General features: G+C 39.8%; 15 protein-coding genes. 1 reads left to right on the top strand and 14 read right to left on the bottom strand.

Going from position 1 to position 18038, the window contains the following annotated elements; all coding sequences use genetic code 11:
- The 8 genes from ISALK_RS08300 to ISALK_RS08265 all read right to left on the bottom strand — a co-directional run bounded on the left by ISALK_RS08300 (position 1) and on the right by ISALK_RS08265 (position 9227).
- Entirely contained in the window at positions 1–1029 is a 1029-nt protein-coding gene (locus tag ISALK_RS08300) for a deoxyguanosinetriphosphate triphosphohydrolase (protein ID WP_160721150.1), read from the bottom strand.
- Between the two features lie 180 nt (positions 1030–1209).
- A complete protein-coding gene (gene ppdK / locus ISALK_RS08295; protein ID WP_160721148.1) occupies positions 1210–3840 on the bottom strand; it encodes a pyruvate, phosphate dikinase in 2631 nt (876 codons plus the stop codon).
- A gap of 16 nt (positions 3841–3856) precedes the next feature.
- Positions 3857–4690: a pyruvate, water dikinase regulatory protein gene (locus ISALK_RS08290; protein ID WP_236660330.1), complete on the bottom strand. Its 834-nt coding sequence runs from the start codon at positions 4688–4690 to the stop codon at positions 3857–3859.
- A gap of 11 nt (positions 4691–4701) precedes the next feature.
- Positions 4702–5331, bottom strand: coding sequence for a transcriptional regulator CcpN (ccpN, locus tag ISALK_RS08285; protein WP_503466087.1), 630 nt, complete (start codon positions 5329–5331; stop codon positions 4702–4704).
- A 209-nt stretch (positions 5332–5540) separates the two neighbouring features.
- A complete protein-coding gene (locus ISALK_RS08280; RefSeq protein ID WP_160721144.1) occupies positions 5541–6119 on the bottom strand; it encodes a hypothetical protein in 579 nt (192 codons plus the stop codon).
- A 182-nt stretch (positions 6120–6301) separates the two neighbouring features.
- Positions 6302–7246 (bottom strand): DUF1848 domain-containing protein, encoded by a 945-nt coding sequence (locus ISALK_RS08275; protein WP_160721142.1) that lies wholly within the window; start codon positions 7244–7246, stop codon positions 6302–6304.
- A 41-nt stretch (positions 7247–7287) separates the two neighbouring features.
- A complete protein-coding gene (locus ISALK_RS08270) occupies positions 7288–8304 on the bottom strand; it encodes a ThiF family adenylyltransferase (RefSeq protein ID WP_160721140.1) in 1017 nt (338 codons plus the stop codon).
- 11 nt (positions 8305–8315) lie between these two features.
- Entirely contained in the window at positions 8316–9227 is a 912-nt protein-coding gene (locus tag ISALK_RS08265; RefSeq protein ID WP_160721138.1) for an aminoglycoside phosphotransferase family protein, read from the bottom strand.
- Positions 9228–9461: 234 nt separating this feature from the next.
- On the opposite strand from ISALK_RS08265, the gene ISALK_RS08260 reads away from it, so the two are divergent.
- A complete protein-coding gene (locus ISALK_RS08260; RefSeq protein ID WP_160721136.1) occupies positions 9462–10664 on the top strand; it encodes a metal-dependent hydrolase family protein in 1203 nt (400 codons plus the stop codon).
- A 9-nt stretch (positions 10665–10673) separates the two neighbouring features.
- On the opposite strand, the gene ISALK_RS08255 is transcribed toward ISALK_RS08260, so the two are convergent.
- From ISALK_RS08255 to ISALK_RS08230, 6 genes are all read right to left on the bottom strand, one after another.
- On the bottom strand, positions 10674–11624 hold the full coding sequence (locus ISALK_RS08255) for a hypothetical protein (protein ID WP_160721134.1): 951 nt from the start codon (positions 11622–11624) through the stop codon (positions 10674–10676).
- 75 nt (positions 11625–11699) lie between these two features.
- Positions 11700–12626 carry a pseudouridine-5'-phosphate glycosidase gene (locus ISALK_RS08250; protein ID WP_160721132.1) on the bottom strand — a complete coding sequence of 309 codons (927 nt, stop codon included), beginning with the start codon at positions 12624–12626 and terminating at the stop codon, positions 11700–11702.
- A 99-nt stretch (positions 12627–12725) separates the two neighbouring features.
- The gene (locus ISALK_RS08245) at positions 12726–13832 is read right to left on the bottom strand and encodes a PfkB family carbohydrate kinase (protein ID WP_160721130.1); all 1107 of its coding nucleotides are present in this window, start codon (positions 13830–13832) and stop codon (positions 12726–12728) included.
- A 131-nt stretch (positions 13833–13963) separates the two neighbouring features.
- The gene (locus ISALK_RS08240) at positions 13964–15139 is read right to left on the bottom strand and encodes an alpha/beta hydrolase (RefSeq protein ID WP_160721128.1); all 1176 of its coding nucleotides are present in this window, start codon (positions 15137–15139) and stop codon (positions 13964–13966) included.
- A gap of 252 nt (positions 15140–15391) precedes the next feature.
- Positions 15392–16438 carry an ADP-ribosylglycohydrolase family protein gene (locus ISALK_RS08235; RefSeq protein WP_160721126.1) on the bottom strand — a complete coding sequence of 349 codons (1047 nt, stop codon included), beginning with the start codon at positions 16436–16438 and terminating at the stop codon, positions 15392–15394.
- A gap of 119 nt (positions 16439–16557) precedes the next feature.
- Positions 16558–18036 carry an alpha-amylase gene (locus ISALK_RS08230; protein ID WP_160721124.1) on the bottom strand — a complete coding sequence of 493 codons (1479 nt, stop codon included), beginning with the start codon at positions 18034–18036 and terminating at the stop codon, positions 16558–16560.
- Between the last annotated feature and the right edge of the window lie 2 nt (positions 18037–18038).

The raw sequence follows: 18038 nt of genomic DNA, 5'->3' as shown, positions 1-18038 counted from the left end.
TTATCTTGGTGTAGGGATAAACTTGTCTTTAAATAATTTTATGATATATCCATCAGTACAACCGGCAATAAAATCTGTAATCCCTCGTTCTAAACCTTCCTCTTCAGCAATAAAACGGTATTTTTCCGGTAATTCTTCAGGATGATTTAAAAAATAAGAGAATAAAAATTCTATAATATAATGGGCTTTTTTTCGTTCCCTACTACAAAAGTCGCCTCTATAAACTCTTGTAAACATAAAACTACGAAGTTTTGCCATCATTTCTTTTGCTTCTTCGCTTTGATGGGTTTTTATTTTTTCTTCAATGCCTACATTCGGATTTTCCAATATCTTTCTTGTCTCTATTATCAGATCTTTTGTTAAGGTATTTACCCGCTCGCTATGGGTGTGCCCTAAATAAGCCAGCAGATCTTTTGGAATTTCCGACTCTCTTAAAACACCAACGCTTAAGCTATCCTGTATGTCATGGCATAGATATGTGATCCGATCCACAATTTTCACCACATTTCCTTCTAGGGTTTTGCAATATTCACGCCCGGTATGATTTAATATTCCGTCACGAACTTCAAAGCTTAAATTAAGTCCTCTTCGCTGTTTCTCAAGTTTATCAACCACTCGAAGACTCTGCTCGTTATGCTTAAAATGTCCGGTAATTTCCTTTAACGTGTCCTCACCACTATGACCAAAACAAGTATGTCCTAGATCATGCCCCAGACTGATGGCTTCAACTAAGTCCTCATTGAGTCGCAGGGCCCTTGCTACGGTTCTTGCAATTTGACTAACCTCTAGAACATGGGTTAACCTGGTCCTGAAAAAGTCGTCCTTAACAATAAAAACCTGGGTCTTTTCCTTAAGCTTTCGAAAGGATTTCGAGTGAATAATCCGATCCCGGTCTCTTTGAAAAATGGTTCGGATTTCACAGGGTTCTACGTATTTTTTTCTCCCTTTGCTGTCAATACTATGCATAGCATAGGGAGAAAGTATTTTTTTTTCAACAGCTTCGCTTTCCTGGCGTATATTATACTCCATAGGAGTCACTCCTTTACACAAACTATGATGCCTTATATATACCCATTCTATAGACAAATAAAAATAAATGGAGTATTTGTCTCCATTTATTTTTAGAGGTCCTGACTTTTAAATTTTACACAGCTTTATATTTTTTTTATTCCTCAGTTCATTTTTTAAGTGTTTATTAGAATTTACACCCTACTTATGCTTTGGAAATCGAAGGGCCGCTTGAGCCGCCGCAAGTCTTGCTACAGGCACTCTATAAGGGGAACAGGAAACATAGTCTAGTTTTAGCAAATGGCAAAATTCTACAGAACTTGCTTCTCCCCCATGCTCTCCGCAAATTCCCAGCTTTAAATCCTCACGGGTTTTCTTACCAAGATCCACGGCAATTTCCATTAATTTACCTACCCCCGGACGATCGATTTGTTGGAAAGGATCTTTTTCTAAAATCTTTTTCTCTTGGTATTCCTTTATGAAACGTCCGGCATCATCTCTAGAAAAACCGAAGGCCATTTGGGTCAAGTCATTGGTTCCGAAGGAGAAAAATTCTGCTTCTTCAGCAATTTTATCGGCGGTAACTGCCGCTCTTGGAACTTCAATCATGGTACCGATGAGGTATTTAGCGGTGGTTTGGCTTTCCATCAACACTTCGTTTATCGTGGCAATAATCAGTTGTTTAACATATTGAAGCTCTTTTAACTCTCCTACAAGGGGTACCATGATCTCCGGTATTACCTCTAGATTCTGTTCATTTTTCAGTTCAACCACGGCCTCCATGATTGCTCGGACCTGCATTTTATATATTTCAGGATAGGTAACAGCTAAACGGCAACCACGATGACCAAGCATTGGATTCACTTCTCCTAAATCTTCGATAACAGAATGTAGGTGAGCTACGGAAATATCCATTTCCTTCGCCAGTTTTTTAATATCCTCTTTTTCTTCGGGTAAAAATTCGTGTAGTGGAGGATCCAGCAACCTTATAGTTACCGGTCTTGAACCCATGGCTTCAAAAATCTCTTTGAAATCCGATCGTTGCATTGGCAATAGCTTATCCAAGGCTCTTATTCGATCTTCTACTTCTCTGGAAAGTATCATGTTTCGAACCACGGATATTCTTCCCTCTTCAAAGAACATATGCTCGGTACGACAAAGACCAATTCCCTCAGCACCAAAATCTATGGCTTGTTTCGTGTCCTTAGGTGTATCTGCATTGGTCCGTACCTTTAAGACTCTAAATTGATCAACCCAGGACATAAACTTCGAAAAATCTCCGGAAAGTTCCGGCTTTTCCGTCTGGATTTTCCCTTTATAGACGTTTCCTTTATTTCCATCAAGGGAAATAAAATCCCCCTTTTTAAACCGTTGTTCCCCGGCTATAAAATAACCTTCTTTTTCGTTCACTCGAATATCACTGGCTCCTGCAATGCAACATTTGCCCATGCCTCTGGCAACTACCGCTGCGTGGGATGTCATCCCTCCTCGGGCGGTTAAAATTCCCTTGCAAGCTACCATCCCTTCAATATCCTCGGGAGAAGTTTCGGTTCTTACCAGAATTACATCTTCCCCCCGTTCCTTCGCTTCCGTAGCCCCTTCCGAGGTAAAATACACCTGTCCGGAAGCCGCTCCGGAGGAGGCCGGAAGCCCTTGGGTAATCTGTTCAGCCTGCTCGAGCATTTCAGGATCAAAAGTCGGATGCAGTAACTGCTCAATTTGATCCGGTTCAACTTTCATAACCGCTTCTTGTTCTGTGATCTTCCCTTCATCTACTAAATCCACAGCAATTTTCACTGCTGAAGCCGCTGTGCGTTTTCCGGTACGGGTTTGTAATATGAAAAGCTTTTCTTTTTCGATTGTAAACTCGATGTCCTGCATATCTTTATAATGCTCTTCCAGTTGATCACAAACATTTACAAACTCCTCAAAAACACGGGGCATTTTGTCCTTCAGTTCGATAATATCCTTCGGTGTTCTTGTACCGGCAACAACGTCCTCTCCCTGAGCATTCAACAAATACTCTCCGTAAAGTTTTTTCTCCCCGGTAGAGGGATTCCTAGTAAAGGCTACACCGGTTCCACTAGTATTTCCCATATTCCCAAAAACCATTTCCTGGATGTTTACTGCGGTACCCATATCATCAGGAATATTGTTTATTTTTCGATAGATTTCCGCCCGGGGATTCATCCAAGAGTTAAAAACCGCTTCTACAGCGATCAACAGTTGGTCTTTTGGCTCTTCAGGAAAAGGTGAGCGGTTTTCTTTTAAAACCAGATTCTTATATTCCTTTACAATTTGCATCAGGTTTTCCGTAGAAAGCTTCGTATCTTCATCTACCCCATTTTCATTTTTAACCCGATCAAAAATAATGTCGAACTTATATTTATCAATTTTCAACACCACATCAGCGTACATTTGAATAAAACGTCGATAGGAATCATAAGCAAACCAGTCATTCCCCGTTTCCTTTGCCAGTCCGATTACCGACTGATCGTTAAGACCAAGGTTTAGGATCGTATCCATCATTCCGGGCATTGATATTGCCGATCCGGATCGTACGGAAACCAACAGCGGATTTAGCTCATCACCGAATTTTTTTCCCGCACGCTCTTCCAAATCATGAAGATGTCGAAAAATTTCACTCTTTAGTCCTTCCCAAAGCTCTGAACCTTTGGCTAAGTATTCATTACAGGCCTTAGTCGTAATGGTGAATCCTGAAGGCACCGGAAGTCCAATGCTTTTCATTTCTGCCAGGTTCGCACCTTTTCCACCTAATAATGCTTTCATTTCCCTATTTCCTTCGATAAACGAATAAACCCACTTTTCCATATTAGACACCTCCAAATTATTTTGTGCTTCCTACTTTATACCCTTTTTCTTTAAAAATCTCCAATATAATACTGGCACTTTCCTCAACTGCCCTAGTGGAGACGTCAATTACAGGACAGTTTAATTTCCTCATAACTTTATCCGCATAGTCCAATTCTTCAAGAATTCGTTCCATGGAAGCATAATTCGCTCCATCCTTCAGCCCAAGAGCTTTAAGTCTCTCCTGCCTTATTTCTATAAGTTTCCTAGGATTTGTGGTAAGACCGATGATTTTTTCTGACGGTGCATTAAATAGCTCCTTCGGAGGTGCTACTTCCGGTACTAAGGGGACATTGGCCGCTTTGATATTTCGATGAGCCAAGTACATACTTAAAGGAGTTTTCGAAGTCCTGGAAATTCCAACCAAAACAATGTCTGCTTTATTTATTCCCCTAGGATCCTTTCCGTCATCATACTTTACCGCAAATTCAATGGCTTCGATCTTTTTAAAGTATTTCTCATCAAGCCGTCGAATGGTTCCCGGTTCTTTTTTGGGTTTCATATTCAATTCTTTGCTGATTAAGTTCAGTAACGGGGTCATAATATCCAGGGTTCGAACATTCGCTTTTTCCGCTTCTTCTACTAAGAATTCCCTTAGTCCATTGATGACCATGGTAAATACAATAATGGCATTTTCATTTTTTGCTTCACTTATCACTTCTTGTAATTGGGCTTTTTCCGTGGTAAATGGAAACCTTCGGAGCTCGTAATTTCTTGTATCAAATTGTCCAATTACAGCTTTCGCTACTTGTTCCGCTGTTTCGCCTACAGAATCCGAAACGATATATAATACCATTGGTTTGTCTGTCAAATAAACCCCTCCTATTTTTTGCATAAGTTCACAAACAGTTCTGTGATATTGCTTTTGGATACTTTGCCGATAACTTTCAGACGTTCCTTCCCGTTTTCTTCCATCACTTCTACAACGGGCAAACTATCCACTTCATTTTCTACGATTCGATTGGCCGCTTCAATGATCGTCTCATTCTTTGTCACCGTTGCCAAATTAGGCATACGGGTCATAATCATGCCCACTGGCATTTTATTCATATCTCCGCCGCCCATTAGGGTTTTTAGAAAGTCTTTTCGAGATACTACTCCACTTAAATAGTTATTCGCTACTACATATATTGTGCCCGTGTCTTCTAGAAAAAGGGTTACGATGGCATCGTAAATGGTAGAATCCTCCGTAACTACTACAGGCATTTTCATAACATCTTCTACCAGGTACTTCTCTGCTTCCTGTGAAAAAACATTGATATCCGATTTACCGGAATAAAAATACCCCACCTTTGGCCTGGCATCCAGAATACCCGACATGGTTAAAATCGAAAGGTCCGGTCTTAAGGTTGCTCGGATGACTCCTAGTTTTTCAGCGATTTTTTCACTTGAAATAGGCTCATTATTTTTTACTATTTCAATGATTTTTTTCTGTCTCTTAGTAAGTTCTATGACTATCCCCCCTTATTCTGTTACTCTATTGGTTATTGTGCTATATTATATAATATTTTCTCCTCATTTAAAAGGTTTTTTTTAGTTTTTTTCTTCAAATCACACTATTTAAGCTTACGCTACCCGGTTTGACGATATAAAAACTTAAATGAGAGTCTGCTATAGGGTATGCAGACTCTCCATTTAATAATTGTAAATCACTATTCATTCTATGCTTTCATAATCTTTTCCAAATTCTCCAAAAGATAAGCTTTTCCTTTTGTGTTAATTACCACCATGTCATATTCATTCCCATTTTTATCCCGCTTTTCAGTCTCGAAACCTATACCCAGGGAATCTTTGTTTGTTACGGTTCGTTTTTTTCCTCCCTCTAATACTTCTTCCGATAGAACCCCCAGTTTTTTAAGCTGTCGGTTAAGCTCCACCCCTGTGAGTTTTTTGCTGATATGAAGATCAATATGTTCATTGATAATTCTGGAAAATTCATTCACTCCAATTTTACGTTCCGGCAAACGTATTTTTGATTTTTGCGCCGGGGTAATAATGAACTCCGTTAACTTTCGATTATTATATGTTCCTTTCTTGACATTTTCCAGTACTTGCTTAGCAAAGTAAAAGCTACGGATAACCTCCGGATCATGGAGAATATGATCTTTTTTCACTGCCTTTTGTGTACCGGGATCCAATCCCTTTGCTAGATTTTCTAGAATGCTTACTGTCCTCTCAATGCTAACCTTTTCCTGTTGAAGTTCCTTTACCTCTTTTACTTCCATTTCTTTCGTAGCCATTTGATAACCTCCTTAAGATTTTGATTTTTCTTACCTTAAGAAGATTATATCTCATGCTTATTACAAAAAGGTCGCTTCTCAGGCGACATCGGTACAAAATTTGATGTAAAAACCGACTATAAATTTCCTAGTACTTAACCACCTACTTGCTGGCTTGGAAAATAGCTATCCTTGCAATTTTTTCAATCATCAAATAAGGATAGTTGACGGTTTTTAATAATTAAACTTTCAGTTTTTCGTGCTCTTACAACATCCCCTTTTGCAACTTTTCCAATTAAGAGGGGAGAATCAGGATCATGGTTCTTATACTGACCTTCAATGATTTCACTACGGCAATTAGCATAGCAATATGTACATTTATGAAGACAACTATCATAACTTCCAACATCAATACTCTCTATGCATTCACAATTTGGGCGTTGATTCTTATCTTTACGTTTGATTATTTTTTTTTCAATGAGTCTTTCAATCCGATTTGGATCAATACAGCTTCCGGGAAACAGACCCTGGGGGATGAGAACTCTTTTTTCTGCACAGCTTCGAATATTGAGCTTATTTCTTTCTGCTATTTTCACCATAGCCTCCATTAAGGTATCCACCTCGTGAAATCTTGGTGCTCGTACTTCTAACGTTTCCATATTTCCGCGGATTTTCCGATAATCATCCAAAAAACTCACCATTACCGTATCGGTGTAATACCGAAGGATTTCTGCAAGCATGGTAAATGATGCAATATGATAATCCACCCCCCGGCTTTCAGTAAAAATAATGGGGTCGTACCTCCAAACTACTCGCTCCGGCCCAATACAGTCCGACAATTGCTTGAAGGTCTTTAACCGTTCTTCAAGGACCGGGACATTTTTTTCAAATGTTTCATCGTAAGGATTTAAAGTGTATTGAAAATAATAGGGATAGGGTTGTAAGTAATCAATTTTCTCTATTGCCGGCTTCGGATTTTTCGTCCAAAATACAATGGCATCAACGACGTCAGGCTTTGTTGAGACTTTATAAATCTGTTTCGGGTTCATCGGATTTTTGACCATCAAAGAACCTTTTTGTATGCGTTTCACAAACCAGTCAAAGTAAAATGCTGGGATGTCCGTCCTTCTGCTTACACTTAGAATCATAGGACCCTTCCTTTCCAGGCTTATATTCTTAAATCTTATGCTTAATAGCCAATGTATTTTGCATAAATGGACTTTGCCGTTTCTTCATTTTTTGCATTTTTTAAAATGGCCCGACCGTCTTTAAAAACTTTCACCTCTACACCATCCGCTTCGAAGCTCAAAAGATAAGGGTTTCTGCGGGTGGTAATGTTTTTATTCTCTAGACGCTGCTGAATTTCTTTTAGATTCATATTATCCTGCCCCAAGTTGATTTGGATACTGTTTTGTCCACAAATGTAAGTGGCTTCCGGCTTTTTATTGTCCAGATAAATATACTCTTTCTTCACACAACAGGTACAACTATCATTTTTTTGCTGAGGGATTTTTTTAAAAGTATTATCCCAAAGATCGATAAATAGCAAATCTTTCTCTACTTCTTTAATTGAGCCCAAAAGAAGTTTCAGGGTCTCATTGCTTTCCATAGAGGCAACAACTCCGGTTAACGTATTTACCACACCGGCAGTATCACAAGTGGGAAGAGAACCACTATCCGGGGGCTTTGGAATCATGCATTGAAGACAACCCCAGTTTTCCTCCGGGAGAAAAGCCTTTACCATTCCGGAAGTCCCTAAAGCTCCGCCATATATCCAAGGTAGATCATTTTTGAAGGCGACGTCATTGATCAAAAACCGGGTCTTGAAATTGTCGGTACAATCAACAATGCAATCCACTCCCTCTATAAAGTCTTCGATGGTCCGACTGTTTACCTCTTTGACAATACCTTCTACCGTTACCTCACTATTGATCTTTTGAAGTTTCATTTCCGCCGCTTTGGCCTTCGGCATCTCTTTTTTTAAATCCTCTTCATCAAATAATATCTGTCGATGAAGATTTGTAAGTTCCACATAGTCCCGGTCCACAATTCGAACATGTCCGATTCCCATTCTAACCAAATTATTGGCCACCACAGTCCCTAAGGCACCGCAACCTATAATTAAAACCTTTGATTTTTGCAGACGCTCCTGCCCTTTACGCCCGATTTTTTCGTAATTCATCTGTTTTTCGTATCGCTCAAACATCTATTTCCCTCCTAATCTCTACTTTTTTCTCTATACCAATTTGGTTTACTTGCGATAAAATCCCCGTAGGACTTCAAGGTTTTTTGAGACAACTCTTTTATTATTTCAACATCCGCTCTTCCGTACTCCAATGCCCAGGGCAGAGCAGCTATTTGATTTACCGCAATATAAAATTTCAATAGCTTGAAAAATTTCAGGGGTACCTCCTTTCGAAAATAGCCATGGATTTGCCCTATGGCAAATTCAGTACTTACTTCCGCAGAAAAAGTTATTCGATTAAACTCCTCCCAGGGATCTCCAAAATTAAACCGGTTAAAATCGATAATCCCCAGTTCCCTTTGATCATTCAAAATCATATTTCCAATGTGATAATCTCCATGTTGGAAACACTGGGGTCTATCTATAAGTAAGTGTCGATTCTCATTAATATATTTTAAATAATATTGATCCCCTTCTAATGAATCCCCACATTGCTGATACGCTTTAATCTTTAGATCAATTTTTTCATTATACCGTTTTTCCCATTGGGGTTGTCTCTTCGGTGCACTATAAGAATGCAGTTTCTTTAATATTTCTCCAGCTTCTTTTCCTAGGGCGTATTGCTTCTCGAGGGAATATTTAGGCAGTAATATTTCCGCATCCTGTCCTTCAAGCCAGGTAAAAAGAGTATATACCGACTTTCCCCCATTGCATATTCCGGTCTCTATTGGTGTAGACATCCAAATATTCAAAGGCTTTAGATCGCTCAGAAGTTTAAATTCTCTTTGTTTGCGTTCCGTCTGTTCCCGATCCACAATTCTCAGTAGACGAGTCTCTCCCGAATCCAGGGTGATTTTAAACTTTTTCTCTAAAGACCAGCCTTTTTTCACTTCCTCAACTTTCTTCCATTTTCGTGCACCTAAAATATCCTGGTATATGGTCATCGCTTAAACTCCTTTACTTTTGTGTGATTATTAACTTATTATACCCCATTACCCCTTCTAAAATCGACACATTCCATTAGAATATTTGTTTCATTAACTGCTCGGTTTGCAAATTTCCAAAAACCGATGCTAAATATATGAATTTACTGACTCTTATCTTGCCACTCCTGGTAAGAACTGTTAGGATAAGATTAGTTAAATATAAAATTTCATACTACCCTAAAGGAGGAAACTATGAATAGATCATTACTGATTACTTGTAAAGGATTAATCGACGGAAAAAACAAAGAGCTTCAAGAAGATGTCTATCTTCTTATAGAAGATGGGGTGATTTCAAAAATCGGTTCCCAAGGAGATATCCCTCATCTGGACTTATCCCAGAGAAACATCGATTTTCTGGATTATCGTCACGGATATATCACCCCAGGCATAATCGACACCCATGTCCATATAACCTTTTCCTCAGAAGCTGATACCATGGGCTCCTTAACCAATAAAAGTAATGCTCAACTTACCATTGACGGGGTTAATAATTTACAAAATACTTTAAAAGGTGGTATTACCGTTATTCGGGATTTAGGTGCCCCGGAGTATATCGACATCGATATAAGAAATGCTCAAAGAATTGGGAAAATACCAGGTCCGAAGTCCCTGGTCAGCGGAAAATTCATCACTATGACCGGAGGCCATGGATGGCAGATTGGTCGGGAGTGTGATGGCATCGCTGAAGTCACAAAAGGAGCTCGTGAACAGTTGAAACAGGGAGCCGATGTATTAAAAATCATGGCCACCGGAGGAGTACTAACCCCGGGAGTGGACCCTAATGCCTCTCAGTTATCGGAAGCAGAAATAACGGCGGCGGTTACCGAGGCTCATAAAGCCGGTAAAAAGACTGCTACCCACGCTCAGGGGATTTTTGGAATCAAAAATGCGGTGCGCGCCGGTATTAATTCCGTTGAACATGGAGTATTTTTAGACGATGAAGCCGCTGATATGATGGCGGAACGAGGAACCTATCTTGTCCCGACTTTCTCTGCAATTTATAACATTATCAAATACGGAGAGGAGCACGGCATCCCAAAATTTGCCGTAGATAAAGCAAAAGCAATCAAAGAAGTACACTTTGAAAGCTTTCAACTTGCTCGAAGTAAAGGTGTTAATATTGCTATGGGAACCGATGCAGGGACTCCTTTTAATCGTCATGGCGATAACCTTTTCGAACTTAAATTAATGGTGGATATGGGTATGACACCTTTAGAGGCAATACAATCCTCTACCTATAGAAGTGCCCAACTCCTGGGTATTGATGATTCCCATGGCAGCCTGGAAGTAGGAAAAAAAGCGGATTTCTTATTAGTAAAAAACAATCCCTTAAGGGATATCCACAACCTGCTTGCCTTCGAAGGCCTTTATCAGGAAGGCCGTAAAGTGCTTTAGCTTTGCTTTCTAATGATCTATTACACCGAATGTCTTTAGAATTTTACACCGATTCACAATCAGGATTCCTTGCCAGATTCTTTTTGCCACAGCAAATTCTTCAGGATACTGATCCCAATCCCAAGTAATATCCCAAACACCTTCGTCGGTCAAAGAAGTAGCATAGAAGGTTAAGTTCTTTTCCACAAGACTTTCTATTTCAGAAATCTGAATGTTTTTCATTTGCTCAGGATGATTGATAAAATCCAGGGGTAGAGCCAGATAGTCTTTACCCCAATTCTTATAGCTTTGATCCATGCAGCCTTCAATAAGTTTCCAGACTTTTTTCTCCACCTTCTCAAAAGAGTGGGGCATTCGCCGGTTAAACTCCAGCACGTCACCACGCAGTATATCTATCGCATTTTTATAATTATTTAGCTCATGGCGATCCATTTCCGTTTGCTCCATCAAATGATCTAATGCCTTCGCCATAGACTCCCATGAGATTTTTAAAGCATCATGATTATTTTGAGACCAATAAATCAGATATGCGGAAAGCTCGACTGCAGGATTGAACATCCAATTAGCCTGTACGTCTTCTTTCCAGTGCCACCAGGGAGCATGAGGGTGGTCATTGTTTCCCGGTACAGATGATGGCCACATTCCTGTGTTACGGTTCATAGTGCTTACTAAGTATCTGACTAAGTTTTGTACAATTTCTTCTTTGGGATCCGTGTCAATTTCCTTAAGAATTTGAGCTGCTCTCCAGCTTGCCATAGGAGTGGAAGCCGGATTCCAAAAATCCGGTTCAATCCCGTGGCCAAAGCCGCCATCGTGATTTTGAAAAGCTTTTAGACAGGTGAAAATCTCTTCTTTTCCCTTAGATTCCATATGATATCTCCATCTTGCCAGTTCTAGTGGTCTTGCGTTTCGAAACATCCAATTTTGCTGTTTTCGGAATTTATCATTTTTGAACCTCATAGAACCTCCTCCTTATATAATTCCCCTCTATTAATCCTTTCATCGCAATCCATAGAATATTGTTATCGTTTATTACTATGGGGCTTTATCTTTCAACGTCGCATAGGCCACTGCAATATCCGCTCCCACCCGGGCATTGTTATACACCAGCTCGATATTGGCATCTAAGCTTCTTCCTTTGGTCGCTTCCTTCAGATGGGAAAGCAAAAACGGGGTAACTTCTTTTCCCTGAATCCCCTTTTCTTCAGCTAATGCTATGGCCTTTTCTATGGCATCGTTAATAAACTTAGGGTCTAACTCCGCCTCTCTTGGAATAGGATTTCCTATGACAATTCCTCCCTTTAAATCCATTTCCCATTTATCCTTCATGATTCTAGCCATGGACATTCCATTATCCACTTGGTAATCTACTTTGTATCCGCTTTCTCTTGTGTAAAAGGCGGGAAAAGATTCGGTTTTGAATCCCACCACAGGCACCCCTTGAGTTTCGAGATATTCTAAAGTCAGCCCGATATCCAGAATAGACTTTGCACCGGCACAGATTACCGCCATATCGGTTTTCGAAAATTCCATTAAGTCCGCTGATATATCCAAGGTGTTTTGACCGCCTCGGTGGACCCCTCCAATACCTCCCGTGACAAAAACTCGAATTCCCGCCATGCCGGCAAGAATCATGGTTGAAGCAACGGTGGTAGCACCATCCTTTTTGTTTGCGGTGATATAGGGAATGTCTCTGCGACTGGTTTTTAAAATTCCCTTCTCCGTTGCAAAATACATAAGTTCTTCTTCCGTTAGCCCGATCTTCAATCGGCCTTTCATAATGCCTATTGTTGCCGGCACCGCTCCCCGTTGTCGGATAATTTTCTCTACTTCTCGAGCTGTTTCCAAGTTTTTTGGGTAGGGCATCCCATGAGAAATAATGGTTGACTCTAAGGCCACCACCGGATTCCCTTTTTCCAGGGCTTTTTTTACTTCTGGATGAATCTCCATATACTTTTTCATTTTTAAGCCTCCTATTTATTATTTCACACAAGATTCCTTATGTGTCAAAGTGATTATTAATTCTTCACTGTTTGCTTTAATGCATTTCATATAATACAACTAGAAATAGGTTATTATGAACTCATTACTATTCAAGCTTTTTATTACTTCTTCTCCTGAGAAATTCGGATGTATGGTGTGTTCACTGCTTAACGTTTTGAAGGCTGCTCCCATGGCAAATTTCAAAGTTTCTTCCGTAGTGGTCTTTTGTAAAAACCCGTAAATAACTCCCGCCATGAAAGCATCACCGGCTCCGGTGGCACTATTAAATATTGGGGGTTTTCCAGTGATCACTGCTTCAAAATCTTTACTTCGTGTATATACCCCATCTTCACCTAAGCTTATATATATGTGACTGATTCCCTTATCCAAAAATCGTTCGCCGGCTTTTCGCACCTGATCCAGAGTATTCAGAGTCATGCCTAAAAGTTTTTCCGCTTCCCTTCGATTGGGTTTAAATGTATGAATTTTTTCTAATACATCCTCGAATACTTGAATCTTTGAAGTAGAAACCGGGTCAGCGAAAATTGGTGTTTCCCCGGCTTCTTTAACAATATAATCCACAGCTTCCTTAGTAAGATTCCCATCAATGCATATGACCGAGGCATCTTTAAAAAGAAATTTCTTTTTCTTCAACCAATTTGGGTCCATCAAAGTGAGAATGTCCATTTGGGATATTGCCGCCCTCATATCGTTCTTCTCGTCCATTAAAGATAAATACATAGAAGTAGGATATTCACCGGAACGAAGAACATGATCCATATCCATTCCTTGCCGTTGACCTTCTTTGAAAATTTTTTCACCGTAAAGATCTTCCCCTAAAGCTGTGAGAAAACGTACAGGGATAGATAATCGGGCTAGATTTTCCGCAATGTTTCTTCCTACTCCCCCTTGAGAAGTTTCAATTCTTCCTGGATTCGAGTCATAAAACTTCAGCTCCTGACAAGGACTTCCTTCCAGGTCAATATTTGCGCCCCCAATGATTAAGGCTTTTTTCTCCTCTTCCACAATATAGCCTTTCCCCTTAATATATCCCTTCTTCATAAGATTTCCTATGTGGACCGCTACGGAAGAACGGTTAATTTTCAGTTGATCCGCAAGCTTTTGTTGGGATATTAAGGGGTTTTCTTTAATCCTATTAAGAATTTCTTTTTCTCTTGACGTCATTTTCTAACCTCCTATCGAATACATTTTGTAAACATAAGTTATATTTTATCACATTTGTTTATATTATCAAGAGCAAAACAAAAACAGCCTGAGATTTTGTCATAAATCTTTTGTAAGGCTGTTTGAAATGTTTACTGATTTTTTACACTGGGTACCCGGAAAACTTCCGGGTAGTTATCTTCCAAATAATCTCCATAATCCCTTTGTAAGCCTTGTAAGCTGCTTTCAAAAAATTCCAATACAAAGGTTTCCTGGATTTCCTCAAATCGATCACGATCTAAAGAGCCAGTAAGCCCTACTACACTTGTCATTGGAGAGTACATATAAATCATGGTGAAATCCACATGGGTAGTGCCCTGAATTTGAAATAGTTCAGCTTGATTATTATTGTTCAAAACTTCACAAAGATTTACGTCGTTCTTATGTCCCTTCCATTCCTCACTGCGCAAAAACAAATAGGATGCTGTCGTTTCTTTTTTTACAATATTATTGGAAAGGGGTTCCACCCATGGATCCAAACCCATGATTCCTCGTACTCTCGGGTCCATCGCGGCTACTTTTACACCGGCCCCTCCTCCAGTGGAGTGACCTAATAGTCCGATTTTATTCAGGTCCAATAAACTTCGAAGGGCTTCGTCCATCTGATTCCCATCAGAGTCGGTTATAACGTCTAAGACAAAAGAGATGTCTTCAGCATAAGTGTTTATAAATACTTCAGCATATTTTAAGAAATCCGGATCATCTCTTCCCGGTAATGCTTCTCCGTCAATACTGACCTCTTCCCCGTTTTCAAAAACAACTACCGGGGCACCATAGGTATGGTCGATACCCAAAACAATAAAGCCATGGCTTGCCAACAATTCACCTAAATCTGAATGAAGTGTACGAAAACCACTCCAGCCGTGGGATAATACAACAACAGGATATCCTTTATCCTGTGACAAAACCGGTGCTTTGAGATAACTGTTGGATAGTACTTCTTCAGACTGATCCAACATAAAAGGAGGAAAATAAAAAGTTCTTGCCAGTTTTCTAGAAACCACTCTTCCTTCAGGAATCCAGGGAAGTTGTTCAAAACCCTCCACAGTATTTGCAGGATACCAAGCTTGAACTTTTATTTTACGAAGATTGGTTCCAGCTTCATCACCATAGGTTTCTAACCGTTCATGATCGGTCCAATCATAAATTTGCGTGCCTACATCATAGGGTCCGCTGGGAAATTCCATAGCTGTCACCGGAAAGGCCATATGAAATATTATTGATAGAAAAAAAGCCAAAATATAGATGAAAAAAGTTCTATTTTTCATGTTTAAAAACCATATAGAATGATTGAAGCTATTTGCAAAAAATGAATATCTTTTCATTTTAGCATAAACTAATAAGCTAGCCAGGAACGCCCCGTAAAATGGATAATAATACCATTCAATGTAGCCCCTCATTTCTTCCCCTCCTACTAAAACTTTATTCCATAAATCTTTACCGCAACTGTAACATTTGTAGGGCGCTCTTCCAACAGCCATCAGTAGCAATATGCTTAACAAAACTTTTATAATTTCAATTTAGTATCCGGGATACCGCTCCCAATTCATAGTTTCCTCATCATACTCTTTTAACAAATCATCAGCAATCAATACTAATACATCTCTTAATTCAATCTTGGAAATCCAATCACCGGGTATATTTGCAACTCCGTTATAAGCTCCTAAAATATTGCCGGTAATAGCTCCGGTGCTGTCACTATCTCCGTCATGGTTTACAGCTGCAATCAATGCTTTTTTAAAGCTATTCTGATACTTCACAGCACAGTATATACTGATGCCTAGGGCCTCTTCTCCCAGCCATCCTTCGCCGATTTTTGCAATGGATCGGTAATTTGTAAATCCCAATTTTGAAAGCTCTATAGCCATATTGATCTTTTCACTACATTCCTGATGATTATCATACTCCTCTAATTTCAAAAGGGTACTGGTTACCGCCGGTTCCAACTCTTCCCCTGCAATAATTGATGAAATTAGGTATGCCAAAGCCCCCGCTGACAAATAAGCGGAGGGATGACCATGCGTTAACGCAGCGCATTGCATGGCTACATCAAATGCTTCATTTTTTCGGAACATAAGGCCCAGGGGAGCAGTTCGAGCAAGAGCGCCGCAACCTTTACTGTTATTTACGGGTTCTTGAATACTTCCTTGTTTCCCACTAAGTAAAGATGACACACAGGCTCCTCCTGGAGCTCTTTGGTGGAATAGCTCATTAGCAAATAACAACCAGCTCTTCTTTAAAATACTTTCATTCAAGTCTTCGTTATAGCCCTGGGTATATAACCATCTTTGATAAGCATAATAGACTACGGAAGGAATATGACAAATGCCTTTTGACAAAAATCGGTTTTGTGCTCGCAGAATCCCCTCCGCGGTAAACAAAGTCATTTGCGTATCATCGGTGATTTCCGCCACCCCTCTTGATGAAAGAGTTAAATCGCGGATTCCACCAACACCATATTTTTCAAGAATTTCTCTATAGCTCATAAACTCAACAGGCCATCCAAGGGCATCGCCTATAGCTCCCCCTAATAAACAGCCTCGAAAATAGTCGGAACTTCGTTTCATAGTAAGCCTCCTTTGGCAAAGGGGAACTTTTTTCAGGAAAGTCTGTCTTATAATTTATTGTTACCCCTTGCAACGCTTATCAAATCATAATTAAAAGTAATTAGAGCTTTACAGGAAACTTAACTGTCCAGCACCCACACCGATATAGATTTTTTCTTTACAGAAAAAACGCCCCAACCCATTTCATCGGTTTTTACCCTTTTGTCTATATGCTCTGTCAGGTCTTTATAAACCTTATTCCCTAAAGGCATTTTCATAGACAGTTTCCTATTTTCACCCGTACTGATCAATACCGCAAGTCCTCCTGAATTATCTCTAGAGCCTTTCCGGGTCCAAGCCAGTAAATTTTTCTGATCAGAATAATTGTCCTGGTCTCCATAGGCATAATTTTTTCTTGCATAAAGAAATTTATTAATCATCCATTGATGACTGACCAGTTCAATTTCATATTCTTTTCCGTCATGCCCCTGATCTTTGTATTTGGCTCCATGATAATCCGCTATAAAGACCGTGGGATAACCTTCTCTTCGAAGTAAAATGATGCCGTATGCCAGCGGAACAAACCAGGGTTCCACTACTGACTCAAGTGATTGCAGCGGCTGAGAGTCATGATTCGAAACAAACGTTGCTGCCAAATGGGAAGCATTTTTCATCAATGTATGCTGGAATATTTTCCTAATATCAAAGTTTTCCGGATCTTTACTGACCTTTACAAAATTATAATGCAAATTCACATCGAAAAGCATAATGTTTTCCTGGGTATCATCAATGAAATCACACAGTTCCCGTAAGTCCTTGGACCAGTATTCTCCAACGGCGAACAGATTTCTATTTTTATGCTTTCTCATAGTATGAAGCCACTTTAGAAAAAATTTGGACTTCACATGTTTTACGGCATCAAAACGAAAACCATCAATCCCCGTAGTATCAAGGTACCATTTTCCCCAATGGATCAGTTCTTTTTCCACATCGGGACTGTTTAAATCCAAATTACACCCCATTAGATAATCATAATTGCCTTTTTCTTTGGCTACATCATCATCAAAGGTTTTTCCTTCAATTAAATATATAGCATCCCTTTCCTCATCCAGTGCGCTATAATCCACAGCATTAAAATGCCACCAATGCCAATTAAGTTCCGAGTATTCACCCTTCCTGCCTGGAAATGAGAAATGAGTCCAAGCTCTAATTTTATGTTTTTTTCCGATTGCTTCCCGACGGTTTTCAGGATTAATGGGGACTCCGTAAAACTCTTCAGCATGGTCGGCGCCAAGGCGATGGTTCAGCACAATATCCCCATAAACTTCCATTCCCGCCTTTTGAGCTTTTTTTATTCCTTTAATATAGTCTTCTTTACTTCCATATTTTGTGGCTACCGTACCTTTTTGTTCAAATTCTCCCAAGTCAAAAAGATCGTACACACCATATCCTACATCAAAGCCTCCACCAGCCCCCTTGTAAGCCGGCGGTAACCAAATCGCCGTAAATCCTGCCTCTGCTAAGCTGGTGGCTTCCTTTTGGAGCCAGTTCCAAAGCCAGCCGTCCCCTTGGGTATACCAGTGAAAAGCCTGTAACATAACTCCATTCTTTTCAGTCATTG

It is taken from the genome of Isachenkonia alkalipeptolytica, assembly GCF_009910325.1.
Lineage (GTDB): Bacteria > Bacillota > Clostridia > Peptostreptococcales > T1SED10-28 > Isachenkonia > Isachenkonia alkalipeptolytica.
This window is presented reverse-complemented; position numbering and strand designations above follow the sequence as displayed.

What these genes read in the sequence shown, in the direction of transcription:
- ISALK_RS08300 (WP_160721150.1), bottom strand. Translation starts at nt 1,029, where the DNA reads ATGGAGTATAATATACGCCAGGAAAGCGAAGCTGTTGAAAAAAAAATA.
- ppdK (WP_160721148.1), bottom strand. Translation starts at nt 3,840, where the DNA reads ATGGAAAAGTGGGTTTATTCGTTTATCGAAGGAAATAGGGAAATGAAA.
- ISALK_RS08280 (WP_160721144.1), bottom strand. Translation starts at nt 6,119, where the DNA reads ATGGCTACGAAAGAAATGGAAGTAAAAGAGGTAAAGGAACTTCAACAG.
- ISALK_RS08275 (WP_160721142.1), bottom strand. Translation starts at nt 7,246, where the DNA reads ATGATTCTAAGTGTAAGCAGAAGGACGGACATCCCAGCATTTTACTTT.
- ISALK_RS08270 (WP_160721140.1), bottom strand. Translation starts at nt 8,304, where the DNA reads ATGTTTGAGCGATACGAAAAACAGATGAATTACGAAAAAATCGGGCGT.
- ISALK_RS08265 (WP_160721138.1), bottom strand. Translation starts at nt 9,227, where the DNA reads ATGACCATATACCAGGATATTTTAGGTGCACGAAAATGGAAGAAAGTT.
- ISALK_RS08260 (WP_160721136.1), top strand. Translation starts at nt 9,462, where the DNA reads ATGAATAGATCATTACTGATTACTTGTAAAGGATTAATCGACGGAAAA.
- ISALK_RS08255 (WP_160721134.1), bottom strand. Translation starts at nt 11,624, where the DNA reads ATGAGGTTCAAAAATGATAAATTCCGAAAACAGCAAAATTGGATGTTT.
- ISALK_RS08250 (WP_160721132.1), bottom strand. Translation starts at nt 12,626, where the DNA reads ATGAAAAAGTATATGGAGATTCATCCAGAAGTAAAAAAAGCCCTGGAA.
- ISALK_RS08245 (WP_160721130.1), bottom strand. Translation starts at nt 13,832, where the DNA reads ATGACGTCAAGAGAAAAAGAAATTCTTAATAGGATTAAAGAAAACCCC.
- ISALK_RS08240 (WP_160721128.1), bottom strand. Translation starts at nt 15,139, where the DNA reads ATGAAAAATAGAACTTTTTTCATCTATATTTTGGCTTTTTTTCTATCA.
- ISALK_RS08235 (WP_160721126.1), bottom strand. Translation starts at nt 16,438, where the DNA reads ATGAAACGAAGTTCCGACTATTTTCGAGGCTGTTTATTAGGGGGAGCT.
- ISALK_RS08230 (WP_160721124.1), bottom strand. Translation starts at nt 18,036, where the DNA reads ATGACTGAAAAGAATGGAGTTATGTTACAGGCTTTTCACTGGTATACC.